General features: G+C 62.0%; 21 protein-coding genes. 10 read left to right on the forward strand and 11 right to left on the reverse strand.

Annotated elements, in window-relative coordinates:
* Nucleotides 1-188 precede the first annotated feature (188 nt).
* From mnmE to rpmH, 5 genes are all read right to left on the reverse strand, one after another.
* Entirely contained in the window at nt 189-1559 is a 1371-nt protein-coding gene (mnmE, locus tag ACQ4N9_RS01555) for a tRNA uridine-5-carboxymethylaminomethyl(34) synthesis GTPase MnmE (RefSeq protein ID WP_390970126.1), read from the reverse strand.
* A 90-nt stretch (nt 1560-1649) separates the two neighbouring features.
* Nucleotides 1650-3332, reverse strand: a complete 1683-nt coding sequence (gene yidC, locus ACQ4N9_RS01560) for a membrane protein insertase YidC (RefSeq protein ID WP_390970125.1) — start codon at nt 3330-3332, stop codon at nt 1650-1652.
* A gap of 2 nt (nt 3333-3334) precedes the next feature.
* A complete protein-coding gene (yidD, locus tag ACQ4N9_RS01565; RefSeq protein ID WP_101322785.1) occupies nt 3335-3580 on the reverse strand; it encodes a membrane protein insertion efficiency factor YidD in 246 nt (81 codons plus the stop codon).
* Complete coding sequence (rnpA, locus tag ACQ4N9_RS01570) at nt 3573-3977, reverse strand: ribonuclease P protein component (protein WP_110994058.1); 405 nt, start codon at nt 3975-3977, stop codon at nt 3573-3575. Before rnpA ends, yidD begins: the two co-directional genes overlap by 8 nt.
* A gap of 13 nt (nt 3978-3990) precedes the next feature.
* A complete protein-coding gene (gene rpmH / locus ACQ4N9_RS01575; protein ID WP_003253163.1) occupies nt 3991-4125 on the reverse strand; it encodes a 50S ribosomal protein L34 in 135 nt (44 codons plus the stop codon).
* Between the two features lie 584 nt (nt 4126-4709).
* Here rpmH and dnaA point away from each other — a divergent pair.
* Genes dnaA through gyrB form a run of 4 tightly spaced genes read left to right on the forward strand, consistent with a single transcriptional unit; the run spans nt 4710 to nt 10930 of the window.
* A complete protein-coding gene (gene dnaA, locus ACQ4N9_RS01580; RefSeq protein WP_347150385.1) occupies nt 4710-6242 on the forward strand; it encodes a chromosomal replication initiator protein DnaA in 1533 nt (510 codons plus the stop codon).
* Between the two features lie 40 nt (nt 6243-6282).
* Complete coding sequence (gene dnaN, locus ACQ4N9_RS01585; RefSeq protein ID WP_153786809.1) at nt 6283-7386, forward strand: DNA polymerase III subunit beta; 1104 nt, start codon at nt 6283-6285, stop codon at nt 7384-7386.
* 15 nt (nt 7387-7401) lie between these two features.
* Entirely contained in the window at nt 7402-8505 is a 1104-nt protein-coding gene (gene recF, locus ACQ4N9_RS01590; protein ID WP_110994061.1) for a DNA replication/repair protein RecF, read from the forward strand.
* Between the two features lie 4 nt (nt 8506-8509).
* Nucleotides 8510-10930 carry a DNA topoisomerase (ATP-hydrolyzing) subunit B gene (gene gyrB / locus ACQ4N9_RS01595; RefSeq protein WP_390970124.1) on the forward strand — a complete coding sequence of 807 codons (2421 nt, stop codon included), beginning with the start codon at nt 8510-8512 and terminating at the stop codon, nt 10928-10930.
* A gap of 116 nt (nt 10931-11046) precedes the next feature.
* On the opposite strand, the gene ACQ4N9_RS01600 is transcribed toward gyrB, so the two are convergent.
* Nucleotides 11047-12345, reverse strand: a complete 1299-nt coding sequence (locus ACQ4N9_RS01600) for a sigma-54 interaction domain-containing protein (RefSeq protein ID WP_390970123.1) — start codon at nt 12343-12345, stop codon at nt 11047-11049.
* 246 nt (nt 12346-12591) lie between these two features.
* Here ACQ4N9_RS01600 and ACQ4N9_RS01605 point away from each other — a divergent pair, with 246 nt between their 5' ends.
* From ACQ4N9_RS01605 to ACQ4N9_RS01615, 3 genes are read left to right on the forward strand one after another with little or no spacing between them, the layout of a single operon-like run.
* On the forward strand, nt 12592-13476 hold the full coding sequence (locus tag ACQ4N9_RS01605; protein WP_110994065.1) for an MBL fold metallo-hydrolase: 885 nt from the start codon (nt 12592-12594) through the stop codon (nt 13474-13476).
* A gap of 40 nt (nt 13477-13516) precedes the next feature.
* Nucleotides 13517-14797, forward strand: a complete 1281-nt coding sequence (locus ACQ4N9_RS01610; RefSeq protein ID WP_390970120.1) for an NAD(P)/FAD-dependent oxidoreductase — start codon at nt 13517-13519, stop codon at nt 14795-14797.
* Entirely contained in the window at nt 14794-15612 is an 819-nt protein-coding gene (locus tag ACQ4N9_RS01615) for a sulfite exporter TauE/SafE family protein (RefSeq protein ID WP_390970118.1), read from the forward strand. Before ACQ4N9_RS01610 ends, ACQ4N9_RS01615 begins: the two co-directional genes overlap by 4 nt.
* On the opposite strand, the gene ACQ4N9_RS01620 is transcribed toward ACQ4N9_RS01615, so the two are convergent.
* Nucleotides 15601-16488, reverse strand: coding sequence for a LysR family transcriptional regulator (locus tag ACQ4N9_RS01620; protein WP_153786817.1), 888 nt, complete (start codon nt 16486-16488; stop codon nt 15601-15603). The genes ACQ4N9_RS01615 and ACQ4N9_RS01620 overlap by 12 nt on opposite strands.
* Nucleotides 16489-16727: 239 nt before the next feature.
* Between ACQ4N9_RS01620 and ACQ4N9_RS01625 the strand changes: the two genes are divergently transcribed.
* Nucleotides 16728-18377, forward strand: coding sequence for a GMC family oxidoreductase (locus ACQ4N9_RS01625; protein WP_390970113.1), 1650 nt, complete (start codon nt 16728-16730; stop codon nt 18375-18377).
* A 97-nt stretch (nt 18378-18474) separates the two neighbouring features.
* A complete protein-coding gene (locus ACQ4N9_RS01630; RefSeq protein WP_322359727.1) occupies nt 18475-20094 on the forward strand; it encodes an MFS transporter in 1620 nt (539 codons plus the stop codon).
* 250 nt (nt 20095-20344) lie between these two features.
* Here ACQ4N9_RS01630 and ACQ4N9_RS01635 read toward each other — a convergent pair whose 3' ends face one another.
* From ACQ4N9_RS01635 to glyQ, 4 genes are all read right to left on the reverse strand, one after another.
* On the reverse strand, nt 20345-21115 hold the full coding sequence (locus ACQ4N9_RS01635; RefSeq protein WP_390970111.1) for a lysophospholipid acyltransferase family protein: 771 nt from the start codon (nt 21113-21115) through the stop codon (nt 20345-20347).
* Nucleotides 21116-21177: 62 nt separating this feature from the next.
* Nucleotides 21178-21705: a D-glycero-beta-D-manno-heptose 1,7-bisphosphate 7-phosphatase gene (gene gmhB, locus ACQ4N9_RS01640; protein ID WP_125462030.1), complete on the reverse strand. Its 528-nt coding sequence runs from the start codon at nt 21703-21705 to the stop codon at nt 21178-21180.
* A gap of 3 nt (nt 21706-21708) precedes the next feature.
* Nucleotides 21709-23760 (reverse strand): glycine--tRNA ligase subunit beta, encoded by a 2052-nt coding sequence (glyS, locus tag ACQ4N9_RS01645; protein ID WP_390970109.1) that lies wholly within the window; start codon nt 23758-23760, stop codon nt 21709-21711.
* Nucleotides 23757-24704 (reverse strand): glycine--tRNA ligase subunit alpha, encoded by a 948-nt coding sequence (gene glyQ / locus ACQ4N9_RS01650; protein WP_027592054.1) that lies wholly within the window; start codon nt 24702-24704, stop codon nt 23757-23759. Before glyQ ends, glyS begins: the two co-directional genes overlap by 4 nt.
* 83 nt (nt 24705-24787) lie before the next feature.
* Between glyQ and ACQ4N9_RS01655 the strand changes: the two genes are divergently transcribed.
* Nucleotides 24788-25339 (forward strand): DNA-3-methyladenine glycosylase I, encoded by a 552-nt coding sequence (locus ACQ4N9_RS01655; RefSeq protein ID WP_390970107.1) that lies wholly within the window; start codon nt 24788-24790, stop codon nt 25337-25339.
* Nucleotides 25340-25351: the final 12 nt, after the last annotated feature.

A 25351-nucleotide genomic window follows, 5' to 3' on the forward strand; every position in this document is an offset into this window, starting at 1 on the left:
ACAAAAAAGCGCGGTTATCAACGGAGCTGAAGGCGAGTTTTCCACAGAGCACAGGCGAGCGATCGCCGGCCTGTTGATGAAAAATTCAGGCGACGAACGGTCGTATAGGGAGGGATCAGGAGGGGGGTTACCGCAGGCTCCCCCGCAACAAGCGCCAGGCAGCGCTTGCCGGGGGAGCCGGGAAGGGATTACTTGCCGATGCAGAAGCTGGAGAAGATTCGCCCCAGCAGATCGTCTGAGCTGAATGCCCCGGTGATTTCACCCAGGGCTTGCTGAGCCTGACGCAGATCTTCGGCCAGCAACTCACCAGCGCCGGCAAGGGTCAGCTGAGCACGGCCATGTTCAAGATGGCTACTGGCGTGGCGCAGCGCTTCCAGGTGGCGACGGCGTGCGCTGAAGCTGCTTTCCGCAGTCTGTTCGTAGCCCATGCAGGCCTTGAGATGATCACGCAGCAAGTCCAGGCCCATGTCGCTGTCATTGGCACTCAGGGTGATGGTTGCATGCCCGTCGTCGCTCAGCTCCAGGCCAACCTGCTCGCCACTGAGGTCGGCCTTGTTGCGGATCAGCGTGACCTTGGATGGATCCGGGCGCTGATCGAGGAATTCTGGCCACAGGGCAAAAGGATCGCTGGCTTCAGGCGCCGTGGAGTCGACCACCAACAGCACCCGATCGGCCTCGTTGATGGCCTTCAACGCCCTCTCTACACCGATCTTTTCCACATGGTCATCGGTATCGCGCAGGCCTGCGGTGTCGACCACGTGCAGCGGCATGCCGTCGATGTGGATATGTTCACGCAGGATGTCCCGGGTGGTGCCGGCGATATCGGTGACGATCGCCGCTTCACGGCCGGCCAGCTGGTTGAGCAGGCTGGACTTGCCGGCGTTCGGCCGGCCAGCGATGACCACGGTCATGCCATCGCGCAGCAAGGCGCCCTGCCCGGCTTCGCGCTGCACTGTGGACAACTCGCTGCGCACATCATCGAGCATGCGCAACACATGGCCATCGGCGAGGAAGTCGATTTCCTCTTCTGGAAAGTCGATGGCGGCTTCGACATAGATACGCAAGGCAATCAGCGCCTCGGTCAGCCCATGCACACGCTTGGAGAACGCCCCCTGCAGCGAGCGCAAGGCGTTGCGCGCGGCCTGGGTAGAGCTCGCCTCGATCAGGTCGGCAATGGCCTCGGCCTGGGCCAGGTCGAGCTTGTCATTGAGGAAAGCACGCTCGCTGAACTCGCCCGGCCGCGCCAGGCGGCAGCCCAGTTGCAGGCAGCGCTGCAGCAGCATGTCCATTACCACGGGGCCGCCATGGCCCTGCAGCTCCAGCACATCCTCGCCGGTGAACGAATTCGGCCCGGGGAAGAACAACGCGATGCCCTCGTCCAGCACCAGGCCATCGGCATCGCGGAACGGGCCGTAGTGGGCGTGGCGCGGGGTCAGGCTGCGGCCGGTGATGGTCTGCCCGGCCTGGCTGGCCAACGGGCCGGACAAGCGGACGATACCGACACCGCCGCGGCCCTGGGCAGTGGCGATGGCGGCGATGGTTTCACGCACAGTATTCATGCTCGAAGCCTCTACAACGAATTCGAATGACAGATAGCAAAAACGCCCCACGAGGGGGCGTTTTTATTCACAGGCTAGCGTAGCGGCCTGTCAAGCGGCTGCGTTTTTGGTCGCGGCCTCGATACGGCGAGTGATGTACCACTGCTGGCTGATCGACAGGCAGTTGTTCACAACCCAGTACAGCACCAGGCCAGCCGGGAACCACAGGAAGAAGAAGGTGAAGATGATCGGCATCATTTTCATCACCTTGGCCTGCATCGGATCCGGCGGAGTCGGGTTCAGGCGCTGCTGGATGAACATGGTCGCGCCCATGATGATCGGCAGGATGAAGAACGGATCCTTGATCGACAGGTCGGTGATCCACAGCAGCCATGGGGCCTGGCGCATCTCGACGCTTTCCAGCAGTACCCAGTACAGGGCCAGGAACACCGGCATCTGCACCAGGATCGGCAGGCAGCCGCCCAGCGGGTTGATCTTCTCTTTCTTGTACAGCTCCATCATCGCCTGGGACATCTTCTGGCGATCGTCACCGAAGCGTTCCTTCAGTGCGGCAAGCTTCGGCGCCACGGCACGCATGCGCGCCATCGAGCGATAGCTGGCAGCCGACAGCGGGAAGAACAGGCCCTTGATGAGCATGGTCAGGACGATGATCGACCAGCCCCAGTTACCCAGCAGGCTGTGGATATGTTGCAGCAGCCAGAAGATCGGCTGGGCAATGAACCACAGGAAGCCGTAGTCGACGGTCAGTTCCAGGCCTGGGGACAACTCTTTGAGCTTGGACTGGATCTTCGGGCCGGCGTACAGCATGGCGCTGGTTTCGACCTTGCCGCCAGCAGGAACGCTGAGTGCCGGGCCGGTGTAACCGATGATGTAGTTGCCCTGGCTGTCCTTGCGGGTCTGGACGGCGTTGTTGTCGCCCTTGGCCGGGATCCAGGCGGTCACGAAGTAGTGCTGCAGCCAGGCTACCCAGCCGCCGGTCACATTTTCTTTCAAACTGCCCTTGTCGATGTCTTTCATCGACACTTTCTTGTACGGCTCGGCAGCTGTCCACAGGGCGGCGCCCAGGTAGGTAGCGGTGCCGGTGGCAGTGCTCGACGACGGGTCGCCGCTGGCATCGCGCTTGAGCTGGGCAAACAGGTTGCCGTTCCACGCTTGGCCGCTCTGGTTGTCGATCAGGTAGCTGACGGTCAGGTCGTACTCACCGCGCTTGAGGCTGAAGCGCTTGATGTAGTTGACGCCGTTCTCGCTGAACTTCAGGTCGACTACCAGTTGATCCTGGCGGTCGGCCAGCTGGAAGCTCTTCTGCTCCGCGGCATACAGCGGGCGACCGGTGGCACGGGCATCCGGGCCGTTGGCGCCGGTCAGGCCGCTTTGCGCCAGGTAGACACGCTCGCCACCGTTGTCGAACAGCTGGAACGGAATGTCCGGATGGTCCTGGCGGCGTGGGTATTTCGGCAGGGTCAGCTGGACGATGTCACCACCGACCGGGTCGATAGCCAGGTCCAGGACGTCGGTCTTGATCCGGATCAGGTCCTTGCTCAGTGCAACCGGAGCAAGTTCCGCAGGGCTGGATTCAGCATTGGCGCTCGGCACATCGGCGCTGGCGCCGGCGGTTCCGGCCGGGACGGTATCCGGCAGGGCCGGGGCAGCAGTGCTGGCAGCAGTATTCTGAGTCGGCAGGGCAGCCTGGCCATAGTCCTGGTTCCATTTCAGGACCATGACGTAGGACACGATTGCCAGGGCGACGATCAGGATCGTGCGTTTAATATCCATGATTACTCGGCTATCGAAGAAGTTCGGGAGGAAGGAGCTGGTGGAACGGGATCGAAACCGCCGTCGTTCCACGGATTACAACGCCCCAGGCGACGAACGGCCAGCCACCCACCACGCAACAGGCCATGGTTTTCGATGGCTTCGTATGCGTAACAGGAACAGCTGGGATAGAAACGACAGTGACTGGCCATCAGGGGGCTGATGGCGTAACGGTAGAACTGGATCGGAACGAGGGCCAGTTTACGCATTGTGACTGTCTACCCCTGCGGGATTGGCGTTGACCGCTGGAGAGGGCCGACTGCGAGCCAGTCGCTTCCAGAGCTTGCCAAAGTGTTGGTGCAATTCTGGGTTTTCCACTTCGCCCAACCCCTTGCGCGCGACGATCACGATATCCAAACCCGCCAACAGCTGCTGGTTCAGGCGGAACGAATCGCGCATCAGGCGTTTCAGGCGATTGCGTTGAACGGCGAGCTTGACGCTCTTTTTGCCGATCACCAGGCCGAGGCGTGGGTGATCGAGGCCGTTCTCGCGGGCAAGGATAAGCAGGTTTTTCCCTGGAACCTTGCCGGTTGGGGAGTCGAAGACCGCTTTGAAGTGTCGGGGTGTAAGCAGTCGCTTTTCCCGACTGAAGTCCTGACTCACCACCTGTGCCGAAAAATCAAATGGCCAGACGCTTACGGCCTTTGGCACGACGACGCGACAGAACGGCGCGGCCGTTCTTGGTGGCCATACGGGCACGGAAACCGTGGGTGCGTGCGCGCTTGATGGTGCTTGGTTGGAAAGTACGTTTCATGGCGTGTTACCTGGGTTGGTCGACAACGGGCCGGAAGGGCCCCCTTTTTAAGAGATCGGCGATTCTAGAGAAAGCAAGCCCATAGGTCAATTTCCAACCAGTCATTCCTTATGAAGGGTGCCCAGTGGTCAGCGGTCAGGCCAGGTCAAAGGAAGGGCTTCCTACCAACGCTCAAAATGTAAAAAAAAAGAAAGGCATATAAAAAGCTTTTCTGAAGAACTTATAGATCTTAAGTGGATAACCTTCTGTGGATAACACGTCACAGCCCACTATTTGCAAGCTGTACAGAGATTTGAAACCTTGTCGGTAACAGGTGTCTTGTCTGTGCCGGGCCTGCGTACAACCTGTGCAGCAAAAGACCATTTATCCACAGGTGAATTATCCACAGGGCAGGCCCCAGGGTTGTGCATAGCCCTCATGCGGTGTTATCCACAGGGCTTATTCACACCGCAAGATGATGTTTTGGTCGGATTTTGGCTTATTCACCGGGTCTGCATAGGGCCTCATATGTGGATAACTGACCGCCCGCCCGGTACAATGGCGGTTTGTTTTGCCTCATCCGGCTTTCAACTCAGGGGATATCCGTGTCAGTGGAACTTTGGCAGCAGTGCGTGGAGCTTCTGCGCGATGAACTGCCTGCCCAGCAATTCAACACCTGGATCCGTCCGCTACAGGTCGAAGCCGAAGGCGACGAGTTGCGCGTCTACGCGCCCAACCGCTTCGTGCTCGATTGGGTCAATGAAAAGTACCTGGGTCGTCTGCTCGAGCTGTTGGGCGAACACGGCAACGGCATTGCGCCGGCGCTTTCCTTATTAATAGGTAGCCGTCGTAGTTCTGCTGCGCGGGCTGCCCCGAATGCGCCGGTGAGCGCTGCCGTCGCCGCAACCTTGGCGCAGCAGGCTCAGGTTCAGCCTGCTGCGCCGATCGTGCTGCCGAGCGAGCCGGTCATGGCGCAGGTGGCCGAGCCGGTTGCCAGCGGTATTGAAGAGTCCGCTTCGCGCAACAGCTTCGACAGCATGGCTGAGCCCAGCGCGGCGCCTGCTGCAACGGGCCGCACCGAGCAACGTACGGTGCAGGTCGAAGGCGCGCTCAAGCACACCAGCTACCTGAACCGCACCTTCACCTTCGAAACCTTCGTGGAAGGTAAGTCGAACCAGTTGGCCCGTGCGGCTGCCTGGCAGGTCGCGGACAACCCCAAGCACGGCTACAACCCACTGTTCCTGTATGGCGGTGTCGGCCTGGGTAAAACGCACTTGATGCATGCTGTGGGTAACCACCTGCTGAAGAAGAACCCGAATGCCAAGGTCGTCTACCTGCATTCCGAGCGCTTCGTCGCCGACATGGTCAAGGCCTTGCAGCTGAACGCGATCAACGAATTCAAGCGCTTCTACCGTTCGGTCGATGCGCTGCTGATCGACGACATCCAGTTCTTCGCCCGCAAGGAGCGTTCGCAGGAAGAGTTTTTCCACACCTTCAACGCCCTGCTCGAGGGCGGTCAGCAGGTGATTCTCACCAGCGACCGCTACCCGAAAGAGATCGAAGGCCTGGAAGAGCGCCTGAAGTCGCGCTTCGGTTGGGGCCTGACGGTGGCTGTCGAGCCGCCAGAGCTGGAAACCCGTGTGGCGATCCTGATGAAGAAGGCCGACCAGGCCAAGGTCGAACTGCCGCACGATGCCGCGTTCTTCATCGCCCAACGCATCCGTTCCAACGTGCGTGAACTCGAAGGCGCCTTGAAGCGGGTGATCGCTCACTCGCACTTCATGGGCCGCGATATCACCATCGAGCTGATTCGTGAATCGCTCAAGGATCTGCTGGCGCTGCAGGACAAACTGGTGAGTGTGGATAACATCCAGCGCACCGTGGCCGAGTACTACAAGATCAAGATCTCCGATCTGCTGTCCAAGCGCCGTTCGCGCTCGGTAGCGCGCCCGCGCCAGGTGGCCATGGCCCTGTCGAAGGAGCTGACCAACCACAGCTTGCCGGAAATCGGCGACATGTTTGGCGGCCGCGACCATACCACCGTGCTGCACGCCTGCCGCAAGATCAACGAATTGAAGGAATCCGACGCGGACATCCGCGAGGACTACAAGAACCTGCTGCGTACACTGACGACCTGATGACCGTCTGCGTAGCTAATTGAAGGCAAGGGACTAGACCATGCATTTCACCATTCAACGCGAAGCCCTGTTGAAACCCCTGCAACTGGTCGCAGGCGTCGTCGAGCGCCGCCAGACCTTGCCGGTCCTGTCCAACGTCCTGCTGGTCGTACAAGGCCAGCAGCTGTCGTTGACCGGTACCGACCTGGAAGTCGAACTGGTTGGCCGCGTTCAGCTGGAAGAGCCTGCCGAGCCGGGCGAGATCACTGTCCCGGCGCGCAAGCTGATGGACATCTGCAAGAGCCTGCCCAGCGATGCGCTGATCGACATCAAGGTCGACGAGCAGAAGTTGCTGGTCAAGGCCGGCCGCAGCCGCTTCACGCTATCCACCCTGCCTGCCAATGACTTCCCGACCGTGGAAGAAGGCCCGGGCTCGCTGACCTGCAACCTGGAACAGAGCAAGCTGCGTCGCCTCATCGAGCGCACCAGCTTCGCCATGGCCCAGCAAGATGTGCGCTACTACCTCAACGGCATGCTGCTGGAAGTGTCGACCGACACCCTGCGCGCGGTAGCCACCGATGGCCACCGCCTGGCCCTGTGCGCCATGCAGGCGCCGATCGGCCAGGCCGAGCGTCACCAGGTCATCGTGCCTCGTAAAGGTATCCTTGAGCTGGCGCGCCTGCTCACCGACCCGGAAGGCATGGTCAGCATCGTCCTTGGCCAGCACCACATTCGCGCGACCACCGGTGAGTTCACCTTCACCTCCAAGCTGGTCGACGGCAAGTTCCCGGACTACGAGCGCGTGTTGCCAAAAGGCGGCGACAAGCTGGTGGTCGGCGATCGTCAGGCTCTGCGCGAGGCGTTCAGCCGCACCGCGATCCTGTCGAACGAGAAGTACCGTGGTATTCGCCTGCAACTGGCGGCTGGCCAGTTGAAGATCCAGGCCAACAACCCTGAGCAGGAAGAAGCGGAAGAAGAGATCAGCGTCGACTACAACGGCAGCTCGTTGGAGATCGGTTTCAACGTCAGCTACCTGCTGGACGTGCTGGGTGTCATGACCACTGAACAGGTGCGCCTGATTCTGTCGGACTCCAACAGCAGCGCCCTGGTACAGGAAGCCGGCAATGATGACTCGTCCTACGTTGTCATGCCGATGCGTCTGTAACTCGTAGCAGGCGAAATGTCCCTTCTACGTCTTTCGGTCACCGCGGTGCGCAACCTGCACCCGGTGACCCTCTCACCCTCCCCCCGCATCAACATCCTGTACGGCGACAATGGCAGCGGTAAAACCAGCGTGCTCGAAGCCGTGCACTTGCTTGGGCTGGCGCGCTCGTTCCGTAGCACGCGGCTGAACCCGGTCATTCAATACGAACAGCCCACCTGCACGGTCTTTGGCCAGGTAGAACTGGCTGAAGGTGGCACAAGCAACCTGGGTGTTTCTCGTGAACGCCAAGGTGATTTCACCATCCGCATTGACGGGCAGAACGCACGCAGCGCTGCGCAGCTTGCCGAAATGCTGCCCCTGCAGTTGATCAACCCCGACAGTTTCAGGTTGCTCGAAGGTGCTCCCAAGGTACGCCGGCAGTTCCTCGACTGGGGCGTGTTCCACGTGGAACCACGCTTCATGGCCACCTGGCAACGCCTGCAGAAGGCCCTGCGGCAGCGGAACTCATGGCTGCGGCATGGTACACTTGACGCCGTTTCGCAAGCCGCCTGGGATCGAGAGTTGTGTCTCGCCAGTGCGGAGATAGATGAATACCGTCGCAACTATATCAAGGCCTTGAAGCCCGTCTTCGAGCGAACCCTGAGCGAACTGGTCGAGCTGGAAGGGTTGACCCTGAGCTACTACCGAGGCTGGGACAAGGACCGGGAACTCAACGAAGTCCTCGCTACCTCTCTCCTTCGTGATCAGCAGATGGGCCATACCCAGGCCGGGCCACAGCGTGCTGATCTGCGCCTTCGATTGGGGGCAAACAACGCTGCCGACATCCTTTCGCGCGGGCAGCAGAAGCTGGTTGTCTGCGCCCTGCGAATTGCCCAGGGCCATCTGGTTAGCCAGGCTCGTCGCGGTCAGTGTATTTATCTGGTGGATGACTTGCCGTCCGAACTGGACGAGCAGCACCGCCGCGCACTGTGCCGCTTGCTTGAAGAATTGAACTGCCAGGTGTTCATCACCTGTGTAGACCACGAATTTCTGAGGGAAGGCTGGCAAACGGAAACGCCAGTCGCTTTGTTCCACGTGGAACAGGGCCGTATCACCCAGACCCACGACCATCGGGAGTGAAGGCATGAGCGAAAATCAAACGTACGACTCCTCCAGCATTAAAGTGCTGAAAGGGCTGGATGCCGTACGCAAGCGTCCCGGCATGTACATTGGCGACACCGATGACGGCAGCGGCCTGCACCACATGGTGTTCGAGGTGGTCGACAACTCCATCGACGAGGCCCTGGCCGGGCACTGCGATGACATCACCGTCATCATTCACACCGACGAATCCATCAGTGTCCGCGACAACGGCCGTGGTATCCCGGTCGACGTGCACAAAGAAGAAGGCGTGTCGGCAGCCGAGGTCATCATGACCGTGCTGCACGCTGGCGGTAAGTTCGACGACAACTCCTATAAGGTCTCCGGCGGTCTGCACGGTGTAGGTGTTTCCGTGGTGAACGCGCTGTCCGAGAAACTGGTGCTCACCGTTCGCCGCAGCGGCAAGATCTGGGAACAGACCTACGTTCATGGTGTGCCACAGGCACCGATGGCCGTGGTCGGTGAAAGCGAATCCACCGGTACCCACATCCACTTCAAGCCTTCGGCTGAAACCTTCAAGAACATCCACTTCAGCTGGGACATTCTCGCCAAGCGTATTCGCGAACTGTCCTTCCTGAACTCAGGCGTTGGCATCCTGCTCAAGGATGAACGCAGCGGCAAGGAAGAGTTCTTCAAATACGAAGGCGGCCTGCGCGCATTCGTCGAGTACCTGAACACCAACAAGACCCCGGTCAACTCCCAGGTCTTCCACTTCAACGTCCAGCGTGAAGATGGTGTCGGTGTCGAAGTCGCCCTGCAGTGGAACGACAGCTTCAACGAAAACCTGCTGTGCTTCACCAACAACATCCCGCAGCGCGATGGTGGTACCCACCTGGTCGGCTTCCGCTCCTCGCTCACCCGTAGCCTCAACAGCTACATCGAGCAGGAAGGCCTGGCCAAGAAGAACAAGGTCGCCACCACCGGTGACGACGCCCGCGAAGGCCTGACCGCGATCATCTCGGTCAAGGTGCCGGACCCCAAGTTCAGCTCGCAGACCAAGGACAAGCTGGTTTCCTCGGAGGTGAAAACCGCCGTGGAGCAGGAGATGAACAAGTACTTCGCTGACTTCCTGTTGGAGAACCCCAACGAAGCCAAGGCCGTTGTCGGCAAGATGATCGACGCTGCCCGTGCCCGTGAAGCCGCGCGCAAGGCCCGTGAGATGACCCGCCGCAAAGGCGCGCTGGACATCGCCGGCCTGCCGGGCAAACTGGCGGACTGCCAGGAGAAGGACCCTGCCCTCTCCGAACTGTACCTGGTGGAGGGTGACTCCGCAGGTGGTTCGGCCAAGCAAGGCCGCAACCGTCGCACCCAGGCGATCCTGCCGCTCAAGGGCAAAATCCTCAACGTCGAGAAAGCCCGCTTCGACAAGATGATCTCGTCGCAAGAGGTCGGTACCTTGATCACCGCCCTGGGCTGTGGCATCGGCCGCGAAGAGTACAACATCGACAAGTTGCGCTATCACAACATCATCATCATGACCGATGCTGACGTCGACGGCTCGCACATCCGTACCCTGCTGCTGACCTTCTTCTTCCGTCAGCTGCCAGAGCTGGTCGAGCGTGGCTACATCTACATCGCTCAGCCGCCGCTGTACAAGGTGAAGAAAGGCAAGCAGGAGCAGTACATCAAGGACGACGAGGCCATGGAAGAGTACATGACCCAGTCGGCCCTGGAAGATGCCAGCCTTCACCTGGATGAGTCGGCACCTGCCGTTTCGGGTGTACAGCTCGAATCGCTGGTGAACGAATTCCGCGCCGTGATGAAGACACTCAAGCGCCTGTCGCGCCTGTACCCAGAAGAGCTGACCGAGCACTTCATCTACCTGCCAAAAGTCACCCTCGAGCAACTGGCTGACAAGGCACAGATGGACGAGTGGCTGAAAGCCTTCCAGCTGCGCCTGGACAACAGCCAGCGTTCCGGTTTGGCGTACAAGGCTGCCTTGCACGAAGACAAGGAACGTAATATCTGGCTGCCCGTGGTGGAAACCACCTCCCACGGCTTGGCCAGCTACGTGACCTTCAACCGTGATTTCTTCGGCAGCAATGACTACCGCAGCGTCGTCACCCTCGGTGAAAACCTCAGTACCTTGTTGGGTGAGGGTGCCTACGTCAAGCGTGGCGAGCGTCGCAAGTCGATCACCGAGTTCAAGGAAGCGCTCGACTGGCTGATGAACGAAAGCACCAAGCGTCACACCATCCAGCGCTACAAAGGGCTGGGTGAGATGAACCCTGACCAGCTGTGGGAAACCACCATGGACCCGACCGTGCGCCGCATGCTCAAGGTCACCATTGAAGATGCGATCGCCGCTGACCAGCTGTTCAACACCTTGATGGGTGACGCGGTCGAACCGCGTCGTGAGTTCATTGAGAGCAACGCGCTGTCGGTGTCCAACCTGGACTTCTGATCCAGCTGACTGCGCGATATCCGAAAAGGCCAACCCATTTGGGTTGGCCTTTTTCGTTCCCCGTGGAACAGGATCCTACGGCTCTGATCCCTGGACAGTGTTCCACGTGGAACGCTTCAAAGTCCCAAGGCTTTGAGACGCCGATAAAGCGTACGTTCGCTCATGCCCAGATGCGCTGCGAGTTCGCTGCGAGACCCTCTGAAGGTTTCCAGCGCATGGGCCAGCTGCGGCATTTCATGTTTCCCGCGACCACGCAAAGCCTGGTGATCAACCACCGGATGAAGGCCCTCGGGAAGATGCTCGGGACGGATCAGACCGTCATCGGCAAACAGCCGAGCCCGCTCCAGGATATTTCGCAGCTCGCGAATATTACCGGGGAAGCTATGCAGGGTCAGTCGTTCAAGCGCTTCAGCGGTTACCTTGGGCGACTGCTTGCCCGCCATCCTTTGCAACAGGCTTTCACAGAGCAAAGGCAAGTCTTCAGCCCGCTCGCGCAAGGCCGGTAACCGTATCGGGAAACCGCTGATGCGGTAATACAGGTCTTCCCGGAATGTGCCACTAGCAGCCATTTCCTTGAGTGGCTTGTGGGTTGCCGAAACCAGACGAAAATCCGAATGCACCGTGCGCGTGCTGCCGACCGGGCGGAAACTGCCGGACTCGATCAAGCGCAGCAGTTTCACCTGCATGGCCAGCGGCACTTCGCCGATTTCGTCAAGGAACAGGGTGCCGCCATGGGCCGCTTCAGCCAGGCCGATCTTGCGTTGAGTAGCGCCTGTGAAGGCGCCCTTCTCATAGCCGAACAATTCGCTCTCGAACAAAGACTCGGTCAAACCCGTACAGTCCACCACTACCAACGGCCCGTTGGCTCGGGGGCTTCCCAGGTGCAACGCGCGGGCGAACAGCTCCTTGCCCGTACCAGACTCACCTTGCAGCAATACCGGGATTTGCGCCGGCGCCGCCCGTTGCAAGCTGGCGACCGCTGCTTTGAAGGCCGCTGCACGCCCGACTAAACCCTGCTCCTGAGGTTGCGCCGATGCCAGGGTGACGCTGGTCAGGCGCTCGACGAAGGCCACCACCCTACCCTGATCGTCGAGGATCGGCCTCAGCTCCACATCCACATGTTCCGGTCCGCGAGGCGTGTGGTGGATATGCAGCACACGCTCGGGGACTTTGCTGTCCAGCGATTTGCGCAGCGGGCAGTGCTCACCGGCCTGGTCGCAGGGCACTGCGTAGTGGTGCGAGACTCGGTGGCATTTCTCGCCCACAGGCGCATGATCGTCGCTGCCGAACTGACGTCGGTAAGCAGCATTGGCGGCAAGGATGTTGTAGTCGGTGTCCAGGATGATGCTAGGGAGCAGATCGTGTTCGAGGTAGGACACCAGCGCGAGAATCGCGGGATGGGAAGCGGCAAGCATGACAGCACCAGATAAAAGACCCGCCGAGCGTAGCAAGGACTGCCAATCACTGCCATTGGCTGACAGTCGACTGCCAGCAACTGTCACCTTTGCCTGCGGGGCGCGCCGCTTTCGCGCAGGCTGTCCCGACGCAATGCCGCAGTTACGGGGCAGCGCGCCTATCAGAAAGGCATGGCATGCATCTTGATAAAGCACCGTTCACTGCCTAAGCCTTCAAGGAGGCACGGTGGATAACTGGAGAGCGCAATGATCATCGGCAACAACCTTCATGTTGAAGCATTCTTCGACAAGACCACCTCGACCATCAGTTACCTGGTGATGGACGGCGAGACGCGTCAGTGTGCGTTGATCGACAGCGTGCTCGACTACGACCCAAAGTCCGGGCGCACCTGCACGGCGTCCGCGGACCAATTGATTGCCCGCGTGAATGAGCTGGGCGCCAAGGTTCAGTGGATCCTGGAAACTCACGTGCATGCCGACCACTTGTCTGCGGCGGCCTACCTCAAGGAAAAACTTGGCGGCCATACCGGCATCGGTGCGCTGATCACCCAGGTGCAGAAAGTGTTCGGCACCCTGTTCAACGCCGAGCCCGGGTTCGCCCGCGACGGCAGCCAGTTCGATGTGCTGTTCGTCGATGAGGAAGGCTTTCGCATCGGCAACCTGCATGCCCGCGCCTTGCACACCCCCGGGCATACGCCGGCCTGCATGAGCTACATGGTCCAGGACGCCGGCGAGACCGCCGTGTTCGTTGGCGACACTCTGTTCACGCCCGACTACGGCACTGCCCGTTGCGACTTCCCCGGCGCCAGCGCGACTACCTTGTACCAGTCGATCCGTCGGCTGCTGGCCTTCCCTGACCAGACGCAGTTGTTCATGTGCCACGACTACCTGCCGGGCGGCCGTGAGCTGCGCTACGTCACCACGGTGGCCGAGCAACGTGCCGACAACATTCATATTCATGAAGGCGTCAGCCAGGACAGCTTCGTGGCGATGCGCGAAGCCCGTGACAAGACCCTGGACATGCCCGTGCTGATCCTGCCATCGGTACAGATCAACATGCGCAGCGGCCAGTATCCCGAGCCCGAGGAAAACGGCGTGAGCTACTTGAAGATCCCGCTGAACAAACTGTAAAGCGCATCACCTACATAACGAGATTCAAAGGAACACCGCCATGCCTGCCTTGCTGTCCCCTGCTGATTCATCCCCTGCCGACCACCACAAAGTGGTGATAGTCGGTGCCGGTGCCGCCGGTATCGCCACCGCCTCGAGCTTGATCGCCCGCGACCCGTCACTGGACATCGCCTTGATCGACCCCGCCGATGTGCACTACTACCAGCCTGGCTGGACCATGGTCGGCGCCGGTGTGTTCAAGGCACCGAGCACCGCCCACACCATGGCCGCCACCCTGCCCCGTGGCGTGCGCTGGATCAAGGCGCGGGTCGAAGGTTTCGACCCGCATGGGCAACTGGTCATGCTCGAAGGAGGTCGAGCCGTCAGTTACGAACAGCTGGTGGTGTGCCCGGGCCTCAAGCTCGACTGGAGCGCCATCGAAGGCCTGAGCGATACACTCGGCCGCAACGGTGTCACGTCCAACTACCGCTACGACCTGGCGCCCTACACATGGGAGCTGGTGCAGACGCTCAAGCAAGGCCGTGCCCTGTTCACCCAGCCGCCGATGCCGATCAAATGCGCGGGTGCGCCGCAGAAGGCCCTGTACCTGTCGTGCGATCACTGGTTGCGCAATGGCCGGCTCGGCGATATCAGGGCCAGCTTCTTCAACGCCGGCGCCGTGCTGTTCGGCGTGCCGGACTACGTGCCGGCCTTGATGAGCTACATCGACAAGTACGGCGTCGACCTCAACTATCAACATCGCCTGACGGCGGTAGATGGCCCGAACAAGCGCGCCACCTTCGTGCGCACACTGCCAGATGGCAGCAGCGAAACCCGCGTCGAGGCCTTCGACATGCTGCATGTGGTGCCGCCGCAAGTGGCGCCGGACTTTATCCGCCAGAGCCCGCTGGCCGATGCCGCTGGCTGGGTGGATGTCGACCCGCACACCCTGCGCCACCGCCAGTTCGGCAATATCCACGCCTTGGGCGACGTGGCCAACACCAGTAACGCCAAGACCGCCGCCGCTGCCCGCAAGCAGGCACCGGTGGTGGCCAACAACGTGCTGGTGGCCCTTGGGCGCCTGCCGACCTTGGCGCAATACGACGGCTATGGTTCCTGCCCGCTGACAGTGGAGCGCGGCAAGATTGTCCTGGCCGAGTTCACCTATGGCGGCAAGGTGGCGCCGAGCTTCCCGCGCTGGTTGCTCGACGGGCGCAAGCCGACCCGGCTGGCCTGGCTGTTGAAAGCGCAGATCCTGCCGCCGCTGTACTGGAAGGCCATGCTCAAGGGCCGTGAATGGATGGCGCGGCCGCAGCCGCTGGTGGTCGAGGCGCAGCAGTGATCGAACAGCAGCTGCTGGGCGCCGGGCTCGGCGCAATCATTGGCGCGGTGCTGGCACTGACCGGCGCCGGTGGCGGCATCCTCGCGGTGCCGCTGCTGGTGTTCGGCTTGGGCCTGAGCATGGTCGAGGCGGCGCCGATCGGCCTGCTCGCCGTTGGCCTGGCGGCGGCGGTGGGCGCCCTGCTCGGCTTGCGCGAAGGGCTGGTACGTTATCGCGCGGCCCTGTTCATCGCCCTGATCGGCATCGCCGCCTCGCCCTTTGGCCTGATGCTCGCCCATCAATTGCCCAATACACCCTTGGCCCTGGTGTTCGCCGGGGTGCTGGTTTACGCCTGCCTGCGCATCTGGCGCAAGGCGGCCAGGCAACTGCGCGGCGAAGCCAATGACGCCCATCGTTTCATCGAGCCCTGCGTGCTCAACCCCTTGCAAGGCCGCTTGCGCTGGACCTTGCCCTGCGCCAGGGCCCTGGCCTTTACTGGGCTGATGTCGGGGTTGTTGTCCGGCCTGCTGGGCGTGGGCGGTGGTTTCGTGATCATCCCGGCATTGAACCGCTACACCAACCTGCGCATGACCAGCATCGTCGCCACCTCGCTGGCCGTGATCGCCCTGGTGTCCACCGGTAGCGTGGTGAGCGCCAGCGTGGCCGGTGTGATGCACTGGCAGGTGGGTGTGCCCTTCGCCATCGGTGCGGTCATCGGCCTGCTGCTGGCACGGCCGCTCGCCGCCCGCATCGCCGGCCCACGCCTGCAGCAGCTTTTCGCCGTGGCGGGCTGGGCAGCTGCGCTGCTACTGGCCGGCAAGGCGCTACTCGGCTAGCAGCTCATCCTGCTCGGCGGCGCACAGCGCCAGCAGGTAATCCCACACCACCCGCAGGCGCACCGACTTGTGCAGTTCGCGGCGGGTGCAGATCCAGTAGCTGCGCTGGATGGTTTCGCTGGGCAGCACCCGCACCAGCTTCGGGTCGTGGCGGGCCATGTAGTTGGGCAGCACGGCGATGCCCAGCCCGGCCTGGGCGGCATGCTGCTGGGCGATTACGCTGGTGCTGCGAAACGCTACGCTGGGTGTGCGGCAGAAGCTGTTGAGGAACAGCAGTTCCTGGCTGAACAACAAGTCGTCGACGTAACCGATCCAGCTGTGCCGGGCCAGGTCTTCGCGGTTGCGCAATGGCGGTGCGCGGTCCAGGTAGGCTTGGCTGGCGTACAGCGCCAGGCGGTAGTCGGTGAGCTTGCGGGTGATCAGCAGGTCGGCGTTGGGGCGCTCCAGGTGGATGCTGATTTCGGCCTCGCGGTTGAGGATGCTGACGAAGCGCGGCACCGCCACCAGCTCCACTTCCAGCCCCGGGTAGCGCTCGAACAACGCGTTCATCCGCGGGGTGAAGAACATGATGCCGATGCCTTCGGTGACACCCAGGCGAATCTTGCCCAAGGGGGTGATGGCTTGGGTGATTTCCTCCTGCGCCAGCAGGGCGACGTTCTCCATGGCCTCGGCGTGCTTGAGCAGTGCCTGGCCGGAGGGGGTGAGGTCGTAGCCTTGGGCGTGCTGGACGAACAGCGCCGTGCCCAGGCTTTTCTCGATGCTCTCGATATGCCGGGCCACGGTGCTGTGGGTGGTGTTGAGGCGCTTGGCGGCGGTCAGCAGCCGGCCGCTGCGCTGCAACTCGAGGAAAAACCGCAGATCGTTCCAGTCGAACATGCTGATCCCTTTGGCTGTTCGTACTGGCCTTTTCGCGGGTAAACCCGCTCCCACAGGTGCTGCGCAGATGCTGACAGTTGCGCTGTATCTGTGGGAGCGGGTTTACCCGCGAAGAGGCCGGCTCAGGCAGACCGCTGTGCTAAAACGCACAACGGCTGCGCAAAATCTCGTGTTTCCTCAGCGAAATTAATCAATAAGATGGACCGGGACAAGAATAATAATCAGGCGCGAGGTTGCACATGCCATCAGCCGATTCTGTCTACGACTACGTGGTCGTGGGTGCCGGGCCCGCCGGTTGCCTGCTGGCCAACCGTCTGTCCGCCGACCCTGCCTGCCGCGTCCTGCTGCTGGAAGCCGGGGGCCGCGACAACTATCCCTGGATTCACATCCCCGTCGGTTACCTCTACTGCATCGGCAACCCCCGTACCGACTGGTGCTTCAAGACCGAAGCGCAACCCGGCCTGAACGGCCGTGCCCTGGGTTATCCACGGGGCAAGGTGCTCGGCGGCTGTTCCTCGATCAACGGCATGATCTACATGCGCGGCCAGGCTGCCGACTACGACCGTTGGGCCGAGCAAGGCAACGACGGCTGGGCATGGAAGGACGTGCTGCCGTTGTTCAAGCAAAGCGAAAACCACTTCGCCGGCGCCAGCGACAGCCATGGCGGTGACGGCGAATGGCGGGTTGAACAGCAGCGCTACAGCTGGCCGATCCTCGATGCCTTCCGCGATGCCGCCGAGCAGAGTGGCATCGCCAAGGTCGACGACTTCAACACCGGCGACAACGCCGGCTGTGGATACTTTCAGGTCAACCAGCGCCGCGGTGTGCGCTGGAACTCGGCCAAGGCTTTCCTCAAACCCATCCTCAAACGGCCCAATCTGACCGTATTGACCGGCGTCGAGGTCGATCAGGTGCTGCTCAGCAACACGCGCGCCCGGGCGGTGAAAGCGCGCTGGCAAGGCGGGTGGCATGAGTTCGGCGCTCGCCGCGAGATCATTCTTTGCGCAGGTTCTGTAGGGTCGCCCGGTATCCTGCAACGCTCAGGCATCGGCCCGCGCAAGCTGCTCGAAGGGCTGGGCATCGGCGTGCGGCACGACATGCCCGGCGTCGGCGGCAACCTGCAGGACCACCTGCAACTGCGGCTGATCTACCAGATCGACAACACCCGTACCCTCAACCAGATGGCCAACAGCCTGTGGGGCAAACTGGGCATGGGCCTGCGTTACGCCTATGACCGCAGCGGCCCGCTGGCCATGGCGCCCAGCCAGTTGGGGGCATTCGTGCGTTCGGGCCCGGAGCAGGCCAGCGCCAACCTGCAATACCACGTGCAGCCCCTGTCGCTGGAACGCTTCGGTGAGCCGCTGCATCGCTTCCCGGCCTTCACCGCCTCGGTGTGCAACCTGCGCCCGGTCAGCCGTGGGCGTATCGATATCCGCTCGGCGGACATGCACGCCACACCCCTGATCGACCCCAACTACCTCAGTGCGCCCGAAGACCTGCAGGTGGCGGCAGATGCCATCCGCATGACCCGGCGCATCGTCCAGGCCCCTGCCCTGGCCGCCTTTGCCCCCCGCGAATACCTGCCCGGCCCCGCCCTGCAGAGTGAAGAAGACCTGCACCAGGCCGCCGGCCAGATCGGCACCACCATCTTCCACCCGGTGGGCACCTGCCGCATGGGCAATGGCGCACTGGACGTTGTGGATAACCAGCTGCGCGTGCACGGCATTCCCGGCCTGCGCGTGGCCGACGCATCGATCATGCCGCAGATCGTCTCCGGCAATACCTGTTCACCCACGTTGATGATCGCCGAGAAGGCGGCGCAACTGATCCTCAAGGGGGCCCGTACCCAGACCAACCTCAGCGACTCCAGCGCGATACCGACGCCCTGACCCGGGTGTTTGCAACAGCGACGGCGCGTGGTCGGAGGCCGTCGGCAGTGGAACAACAAGAATAATCACTGTGGCCCTCGGGCCGAGGACAGCAACGATGTCGGACTACATCCAGGAACAGGGGGCGGCGGCGAGCAGCTCCAGCGGTCGTGAAGAACGCAAGATCATTTTCGCGTCATCCCTCGGGACGGTGTTCGAGTGGTATGACTTTTTTCTCTATGGCGCGCTGGCCGCGGTCATCAGCAAGCAGTTCTTTGCTGGGGTCAACGACACCACCGCCTTCATCTTCGCCCTGATGGCCTTCGCCGCCGGCTTCCTGGTGCGCCCGTTCGGCGCCCTGGTGTTTGGTCGGCTGGGTGACATGATCGGGCGCAAGTACACCTTCCTGGTGACCATCGTGCTGATGGGCCTGTCGACCTTCGCGGTCGGCCTGCTGCCCACCTACGCCAGTATCGGTATTGCCGCACCGATCATCCTGGTGATACTGCGCATGCTCCAGGGCCTGGCCCTGGGCGGCGAATACGGCGGCGCCGCCACCTATGTGGCCGAGCACGCGCCGCACGGCAAGCGTGGTTTCCACACCGGCTTCATCCAGTCCACCGCCACCCTCGGCCTGCTGCTGTCGCTGACCGTGGTGCTGGCCAGCCGTTACATCAGCGGCGACCAGTTCGAAACCTGGGGCTGGCGCCTGCCGTTCCTGCTGTCGATCTTCCTGCTGGCGATCTCCACCTGGATCCGCATGAGCATGCATGAATCGCCAGCCTTCGTGAAAATGAAGGCCCAGGGCAAGGTGAGCAAGTCGCCGATCCGCGAGTCGTTCACCTCGTGGCCCAACCTCAAGGTGGTGCTGACCGCGCTGTTCAGCATCAACGCCGGGCAAGCGGTGACCTTCTATACCGCACAGTTCTACGTGCTGTTCTTCATGACTCAGATGCTCAAGATGGACCCGGCACAAGCCAACACCCTGTTGATCATCAGCGTGATCATCGGTGCGCCGTTCTTCGTGTTCTTCGGTTGGCTGTCGGACCGTGTCGGGCGCAAGCCGATCCTGATGATCGGGCTGCTGCTGGCCACCGTCTGCTACTTCCCGATGTTCAAGGCCCTGAGCCATTACGCCAACCCGCAGATCGACGCCGCCAGCCGCCAGGCACCGATCGTGGTGAATGCCAACCCGCAGGGCTGCACCTTCCAGTTCGACCCGGTGGGCAAGGCGCGCTTCGACAGCCCGTGCGACAAGGTCAAGACCTTCCTGGTCAAGCAGGGCCTGCCCTACAGCTCGGTTGACGCCGCGGGCAGCGACGTTTCGGTGAGCATCGGCGACAAGACCATCAACGGCTTCGACGAAGCAGCCATGCGCAGCGCCATCGAGGCGGCCGGCTACCCGGCCAAGGCCGATCCAGCCCAGGTGAACCAGGTGATGGTGGTGGTGCTGATTGTCGCCATGATCCTCATTGCCACCATGACCTATGGGCCACTGGCGGCGGTGATGGTCGAGCTGTTCCCTACCCGCATCCGCTACACCTCGATGTCCCTGCCCTACCACATCGGCAATGGCTGGTTCGGTGGTTTCCTGCCGACGGTGTCGTTCGCGTTGGTGGTGTACACCGGGGATATCTTCTACGGGCTGTGGTACCCGGTATTGATCACCGGGGTGAGCCTGGTGGTGGGGATTTTCTGCCTGAAAGAAACCAAGGATGTGGATATCGACAAGGTCTGAGTTTTTCACTGGGCCTTCGCGGGTAAACCCGCTCCCACAGGTTGTGGGAGCGGGTTTACCCGCGAAGAAGCCAGCAGCGATTTCAGCCCATAAAAAAACCGGCGTAAAAGCCGGTTTTTTTATAGCGCGAAAAAACTTATGCACGATTTTCGCAAAAACGTCATACAGAGAAATAAATAGCTAATTCAATCACTTAGCATCTATTTCAGACGAATCATGCAAAACTTGCTAACAAGTTATCCACAGATCGTCAGGCCGGCTGCTGCTCAGGATTTTCAGCCACTGGCGGCAGCGAACCCATGGCCCGCTGGGCCGCTTCGTTCCAGGCCTGGGCACGGTCGTTGAGCTCGGCAATGGCGCGTGGCCCAGTGCCGACTGCATACATCGGTTCGCCGATCACCATCTCGATGGTGCCCGAGCGCTTGCCCCAGCCTTCACGGGGCCAGAACTTGCCGGCGTTGTGGGCAATCGGCAGCACCGGCAGGCCGGCGTTCACCGCCAGGGCGGTACCGCCGCGGGAGAACTTGCCGATTTGGCCGTGAGGCACGCGGGTGCCTTCGGGGAAGATCAGCACCCAGGTGCCCTGCTTGAGCAGCTCGTCGCCTTGGCTGGCGACCTGGCGCAGGGCCTCTTTCGGGTTCTTGCGGTCGATGGCGATCGGCCGCAGCATGGCCATGGCCCAGCCGAAGAACGGCACGTACAGCAGCTCACGCTTGAGCACCTGGCTCAGCGGCGAGAAATAGGCCGACAGGAAGAACGTCTCCCAGGTGCTCTGGTGGTTCGACAAGATTACGCAGGGCACCTTCGGCACGTGCTCGGCACCGGTGATCTTGTAATCGATGCCCAGGACCGTACGCACCAGGAACAGCGCGCAGCGGCACCAGTACACGTTGATGAACCGATAGCGCTTGGCGAACGGCAAGAACGGTGCAACGAAGAAGCTCAGCGAGCACCACAGCAGCGAACTGGTGCCCAACAGCAGGTAAAAAAGAAAGATTCTGATCGCCTGCAGGATCGACATAGTGGCATGTACCGTTGCGGGGCAGGCCCGCCTAAGGACAACGCGCCGCTGGGGCGCGCCGTTTAAATGAGTTGTCTGGCGATGGCGGCCAGATCGTCAAAAATCAGTGTGTTCTGCGGGATGCCTTTTTCAAGCGTCCGCTCACCCTTGCCGGTTTTCACCAGCACCGGTTGTGCATCGACGGCCAGCGCCGCCTCCAGGTCACCTTTGCTGTCACCGACGAACCATACATCGGTCAGTGGCACCTGGTAGTGCTCGGCAATCGCCCGCAGCATCCCGGGCTTGGGCTTGCGGCATTCGCAACCCTCGTCCGGCCCATGCGGGCAATGCACGATATAGCCCACCTCGCCACCCTGCTCGGCCACCAGTGCGCGCAGGCGCGCATGCATGGCCTCGAGGGTCGCCAGCGAGTAATAGCCGCGGGCAATGCCGGACTGGTTGGTGGCCACGGCCACCGTCCAGCCGGCCTTGCTCAACTGCGCGATGGCCTCGATCGAGCCGGGAATGGGGATCCACTCGTCCAGCGACTTGATGTAGGCGTCGGAGTCGTGATTGATCACCCCGTCACGATCGAGAATCAGCAGTTTCAAGGCTTACCCCAGCAGCGAAATGTCGGCCACGCCCAGGAACAGGCCGCGCAGGCGGCTGAGCAGGGCATAACGGTTGGCGCGCACCTTGGCATCCTCGGCGTTGACCAGCACCGCCTCGAAGAAGGCGTCGACCGGGTCGCGCAGGGCGGCCAGGCGGGCCAGCGCTTCGTTGTACTGACGCGCGGCCGCCATCGGTTGCACGGCCTGGTCGGCCTGCTGGATGGCCGAGTACAGCGAGAACTCGTTGGCGTTGTCGAAGTACTTCGGCTCGACCTGGTCGGCGATGGCGCCTTCGGCCTTGCTCAGCAGGTTCGACACGCGCTTGTTCGCCGCCGCCAGGGCACCGGCTTCCGGCAGCTTGCGGAACGCCTGCACGGCCTGCACGCGCTGGTCGAAGTCCAGGGCGGAGCCCGGCTTCAGGGCACGCACCGACAGGTAGGTGGCAACGTCGATGCCTTCGTCTTCATAGCGCGCACGCAGGCGGTCGAAGATGAACTCCAGCACCTGTTCGGACAGGCCGGCGGCCTTGACCTTGGCACCGAACTGCTTGACCGCGAACTCGACCGCGCTGGTCAGGTCCAGGTCCAGCTGTTTCTCGATCAGGATGCGCAGCACGCCGAGGGCGGCACGGCGCAGGGCGTACGGGTCCTTGCTGCCGGTGGGCAGCATGCCGATGCCGAAGATGCCGACCAGGGTGTCGAGCTTGTCGGCGATGGCCACGGCAGCACCGGTGAGGGTCTGCGGCAGCTCGGCGCCAGCACCGCGCGGCATGTACTGCTCGTTCAGCGCCAGGGCGACGTCTTCTGGCTCGCCATCGTTGAGGGCGTAGTAGTAGCCGGCGATGCCCTGCATCTCAGGGAACTCGCCAACCATTTCCGAGGCCAGGTCGCACTTGGACAGCAGGCCGGCGCGGCCGGCGTTGGCAGCACTGCCGCCGAGGAACGGGGCAATGAAGGCGGCCAGCTTGGAGACGCGCTCGGCTTTGTCGAACACGGTGCCCAGCTGAGCCTGGAACACCACGTTCTTCAGGCGCTCGTTGAAGCTTTCCAGCGGCTGCTTCTTGTCCTGCTTGAAGAAGAACTCGGCGTCGGTCAGGCGCGGGCGCACGACCTTTTCGTTACCTTGCACGATCTGCTTCGGATCGCGGCTCTCGACGTTGGCCACGGTGATGAAGCGCGGCAGCAGCTTGCCTTCGTTGTCCAGCAGGCAGAAGTACTTCTGGTTGTCCTGCATGGTGGTGATCAGGGCTTCCTGCGGCACCTCGAGGAAACGCTCCTCGAACGAGCACACCAGCGGCACCGGCCACTCGACCAGCGCGGTCACCTCGTCCAGCAGCGCCGGCGGCACGATCGCGGTGCCTTCCTGCTGCATGGCCAGTTCGGCGGTACGCTTGCTGATCAGCTCGCGACGCTCGGCGAAGTCGGCCAGCACGTAGGCTTTGCGCAGGTCTTCGACGTAGTTGGCCGGGGTGGTGATAACCACGTTTTCCGGGTGGTGGAAGCGATGGCCACGGGACTCACGGCCAGCCTTCTGGGCGAGGATGGTGCAGTCGACGACCTGGTCACCGAGCAGCATCACCAGCCACTGGGTCGGGCGCACGAACTCTTCACGGCTGGAGCCCCAGCGCATGCGCTTGGGGATCGGCAGGTCGTTGAGCGAGTCTTCGATGATGGTTGGCAGCAGGCTGGCGGTCGCCTTGCCCGGGATGTGCTGGGAGAAGCGCAGCTTCGGGCCGCTCTGGTCGATGTCCGACAGCTCCACACCGCACTTCTTGGCAAAGCCCAGGGCGGCCTGGGTCGGCTCGCCGTCCTTGAAAGCAGCCTGCATGGGCGGGCCATCGATATTGATGCTGCGGTCTGGCTGCTGCACGTCGAGCTGGCGGATCAGCACGGCCAGGCGGCGCGGCGCGGCGTAGACCTGCTTGGCGGTGTAGTTCAGGCCGGCGGCCTGCAGGCCTTTCTCGATACCTGCAAGGAAGGCGTCGCCCAGCGACGACAGGGCCTTGGGTGGCAGCTCTTCGGTGCCCAGTTCAACCAGGAAATCTTGAGCACTCATTGTGCAGCCTCCAGCTTAGCCAACACTTCGTCACGCAGTTCAGGGGTGGCCATCGGGAAGCCCAGGCGTGCGCGGGCTTGCAGATAGCTTTGCGCCACGTCACGGGCGAGCGTGCGTACACGCAGGATGTAGCGCTGGCGCTCGGTTACCGAGATGGCGCGGCGGGCGTCCAGCAGGTTGAAGGTGTGCGAGGCCTTCAGGACCATTTCATAGGTCGGCAGCGGCAGCTCCAGCTTGATCAGGCGGTTCGCTTCGCTTTCATAGAAGTCGAACAGTTCGAACAGCTTCTCGACGTTGGCGTGCTCGAAGTTGTAGGTCGACTGCTCCACTTCGTTCTGGTGGAACACGTCGCCATAGGTGACCTTGCCGAACGGGCCGTCGGCCCACACCAGGTCGTAGACCGAGTCCACGCCCTGGATGTACATGGCCAGGCGCTCCAGGCCGTAGGTGATTTCACCGGTGACCGGGTAGCACTCGATGCCGCCGACCTGCTGGAAGTAGGTGAACTGGGTCACCTCCATGCCGTTCAGCCAGATTTCCCAGCCCAGGCCCCAGGCGCCGAGGGTTGGCGATTCCCAGTTGTCTTCGACGAAGCGAATGTCGTGAACCAGTGGGTCCAGGCCGATGGCTTTCAGCGAGCCCAGATACAGCTCCTGGAAGTTCGCCGGGTTCGGCTTGAGCACCACCTGGAACTGGTAGTAGTGCTGCAGGCGGTTGGGGTTTTCGCCATACCGCCCGTCGGCAGGGCGACGGCTAGGCTGCACATAGGCGGCGTTCCAGGTTTCCGGGCCGACGGCGCGCAGGAACGTGGCGGTATGGAAAGTGCCGGCGCCTACTTCCATATCGTAGGGCTGAAGCACCACACAACCTTGAGCTGCCCAGTAGTTCTGCAGGGCGAGGATCAGGTCTTGGAAGGTACGCACGGCTGGCGTAGGCTGGCTCACGAAATTCACCTGTATCTGGGGATGCGGATGTAAAGAGCGGGAGTATAACCCGTTTCGCCTCGCCCTCTACTCATTGGAGCCTTATGCCACGCTGCTTTTGGTGTTCCGACGACCCGTTGTACCAGGCCTACCACGATCAGGAGTGGGGAACGCCGCAACGTGACCCGGCGTTGCTGTTCGAGATGCTTTTGCTCGAAGGGTTCCAGGCGGGCTTGTCGTGGATCACGGTCTTGAAGAAGCGCGAGCGTTATCGCGAGGTGTTGCACGGCTTCGACCCGCTGAAACTCTCGCAGCTCAGCGATGAGCGCATCGAGGAGCTGATGCTCGATGCCGGCATCATCCGCAACCGCCTCAAGCTCAAGGCCGTGCGGCGCAATGCACTGGCCTGGCTGGCTGTGGATAACCCTGCCGAGTGGCTGTGGTCGTTCGTGGGCGGTGAACCGAAGATCAACCATTTCACCGGCCGCAGCGAGGTACCGGCGGTCACCGAGGAAGCCAAGGCCATGAGCAAAGCCTTGCAGAAAGCCGGCTTCACCTTCGTCGGCCCGACCATCTGCTACGCCTTCATGCAGGCCACCGGCATGGTCATGGACCACACCACCGACTGCGATCGCTACGCCGCGCTGGTGCGCTGACGGGGTACAATG

It is taken from the genome of Pseudomonas sp. ES1, from assembly GCF_050586605.1.
Classification (GTDB): domain Bacteria; phylum Pseudomonadota; class Gammaproteobacteria; order Pseudomonadales; family Pseudomonadaceae; genus Aquipseudomonas; species Aquipseudomonas sichuanensis.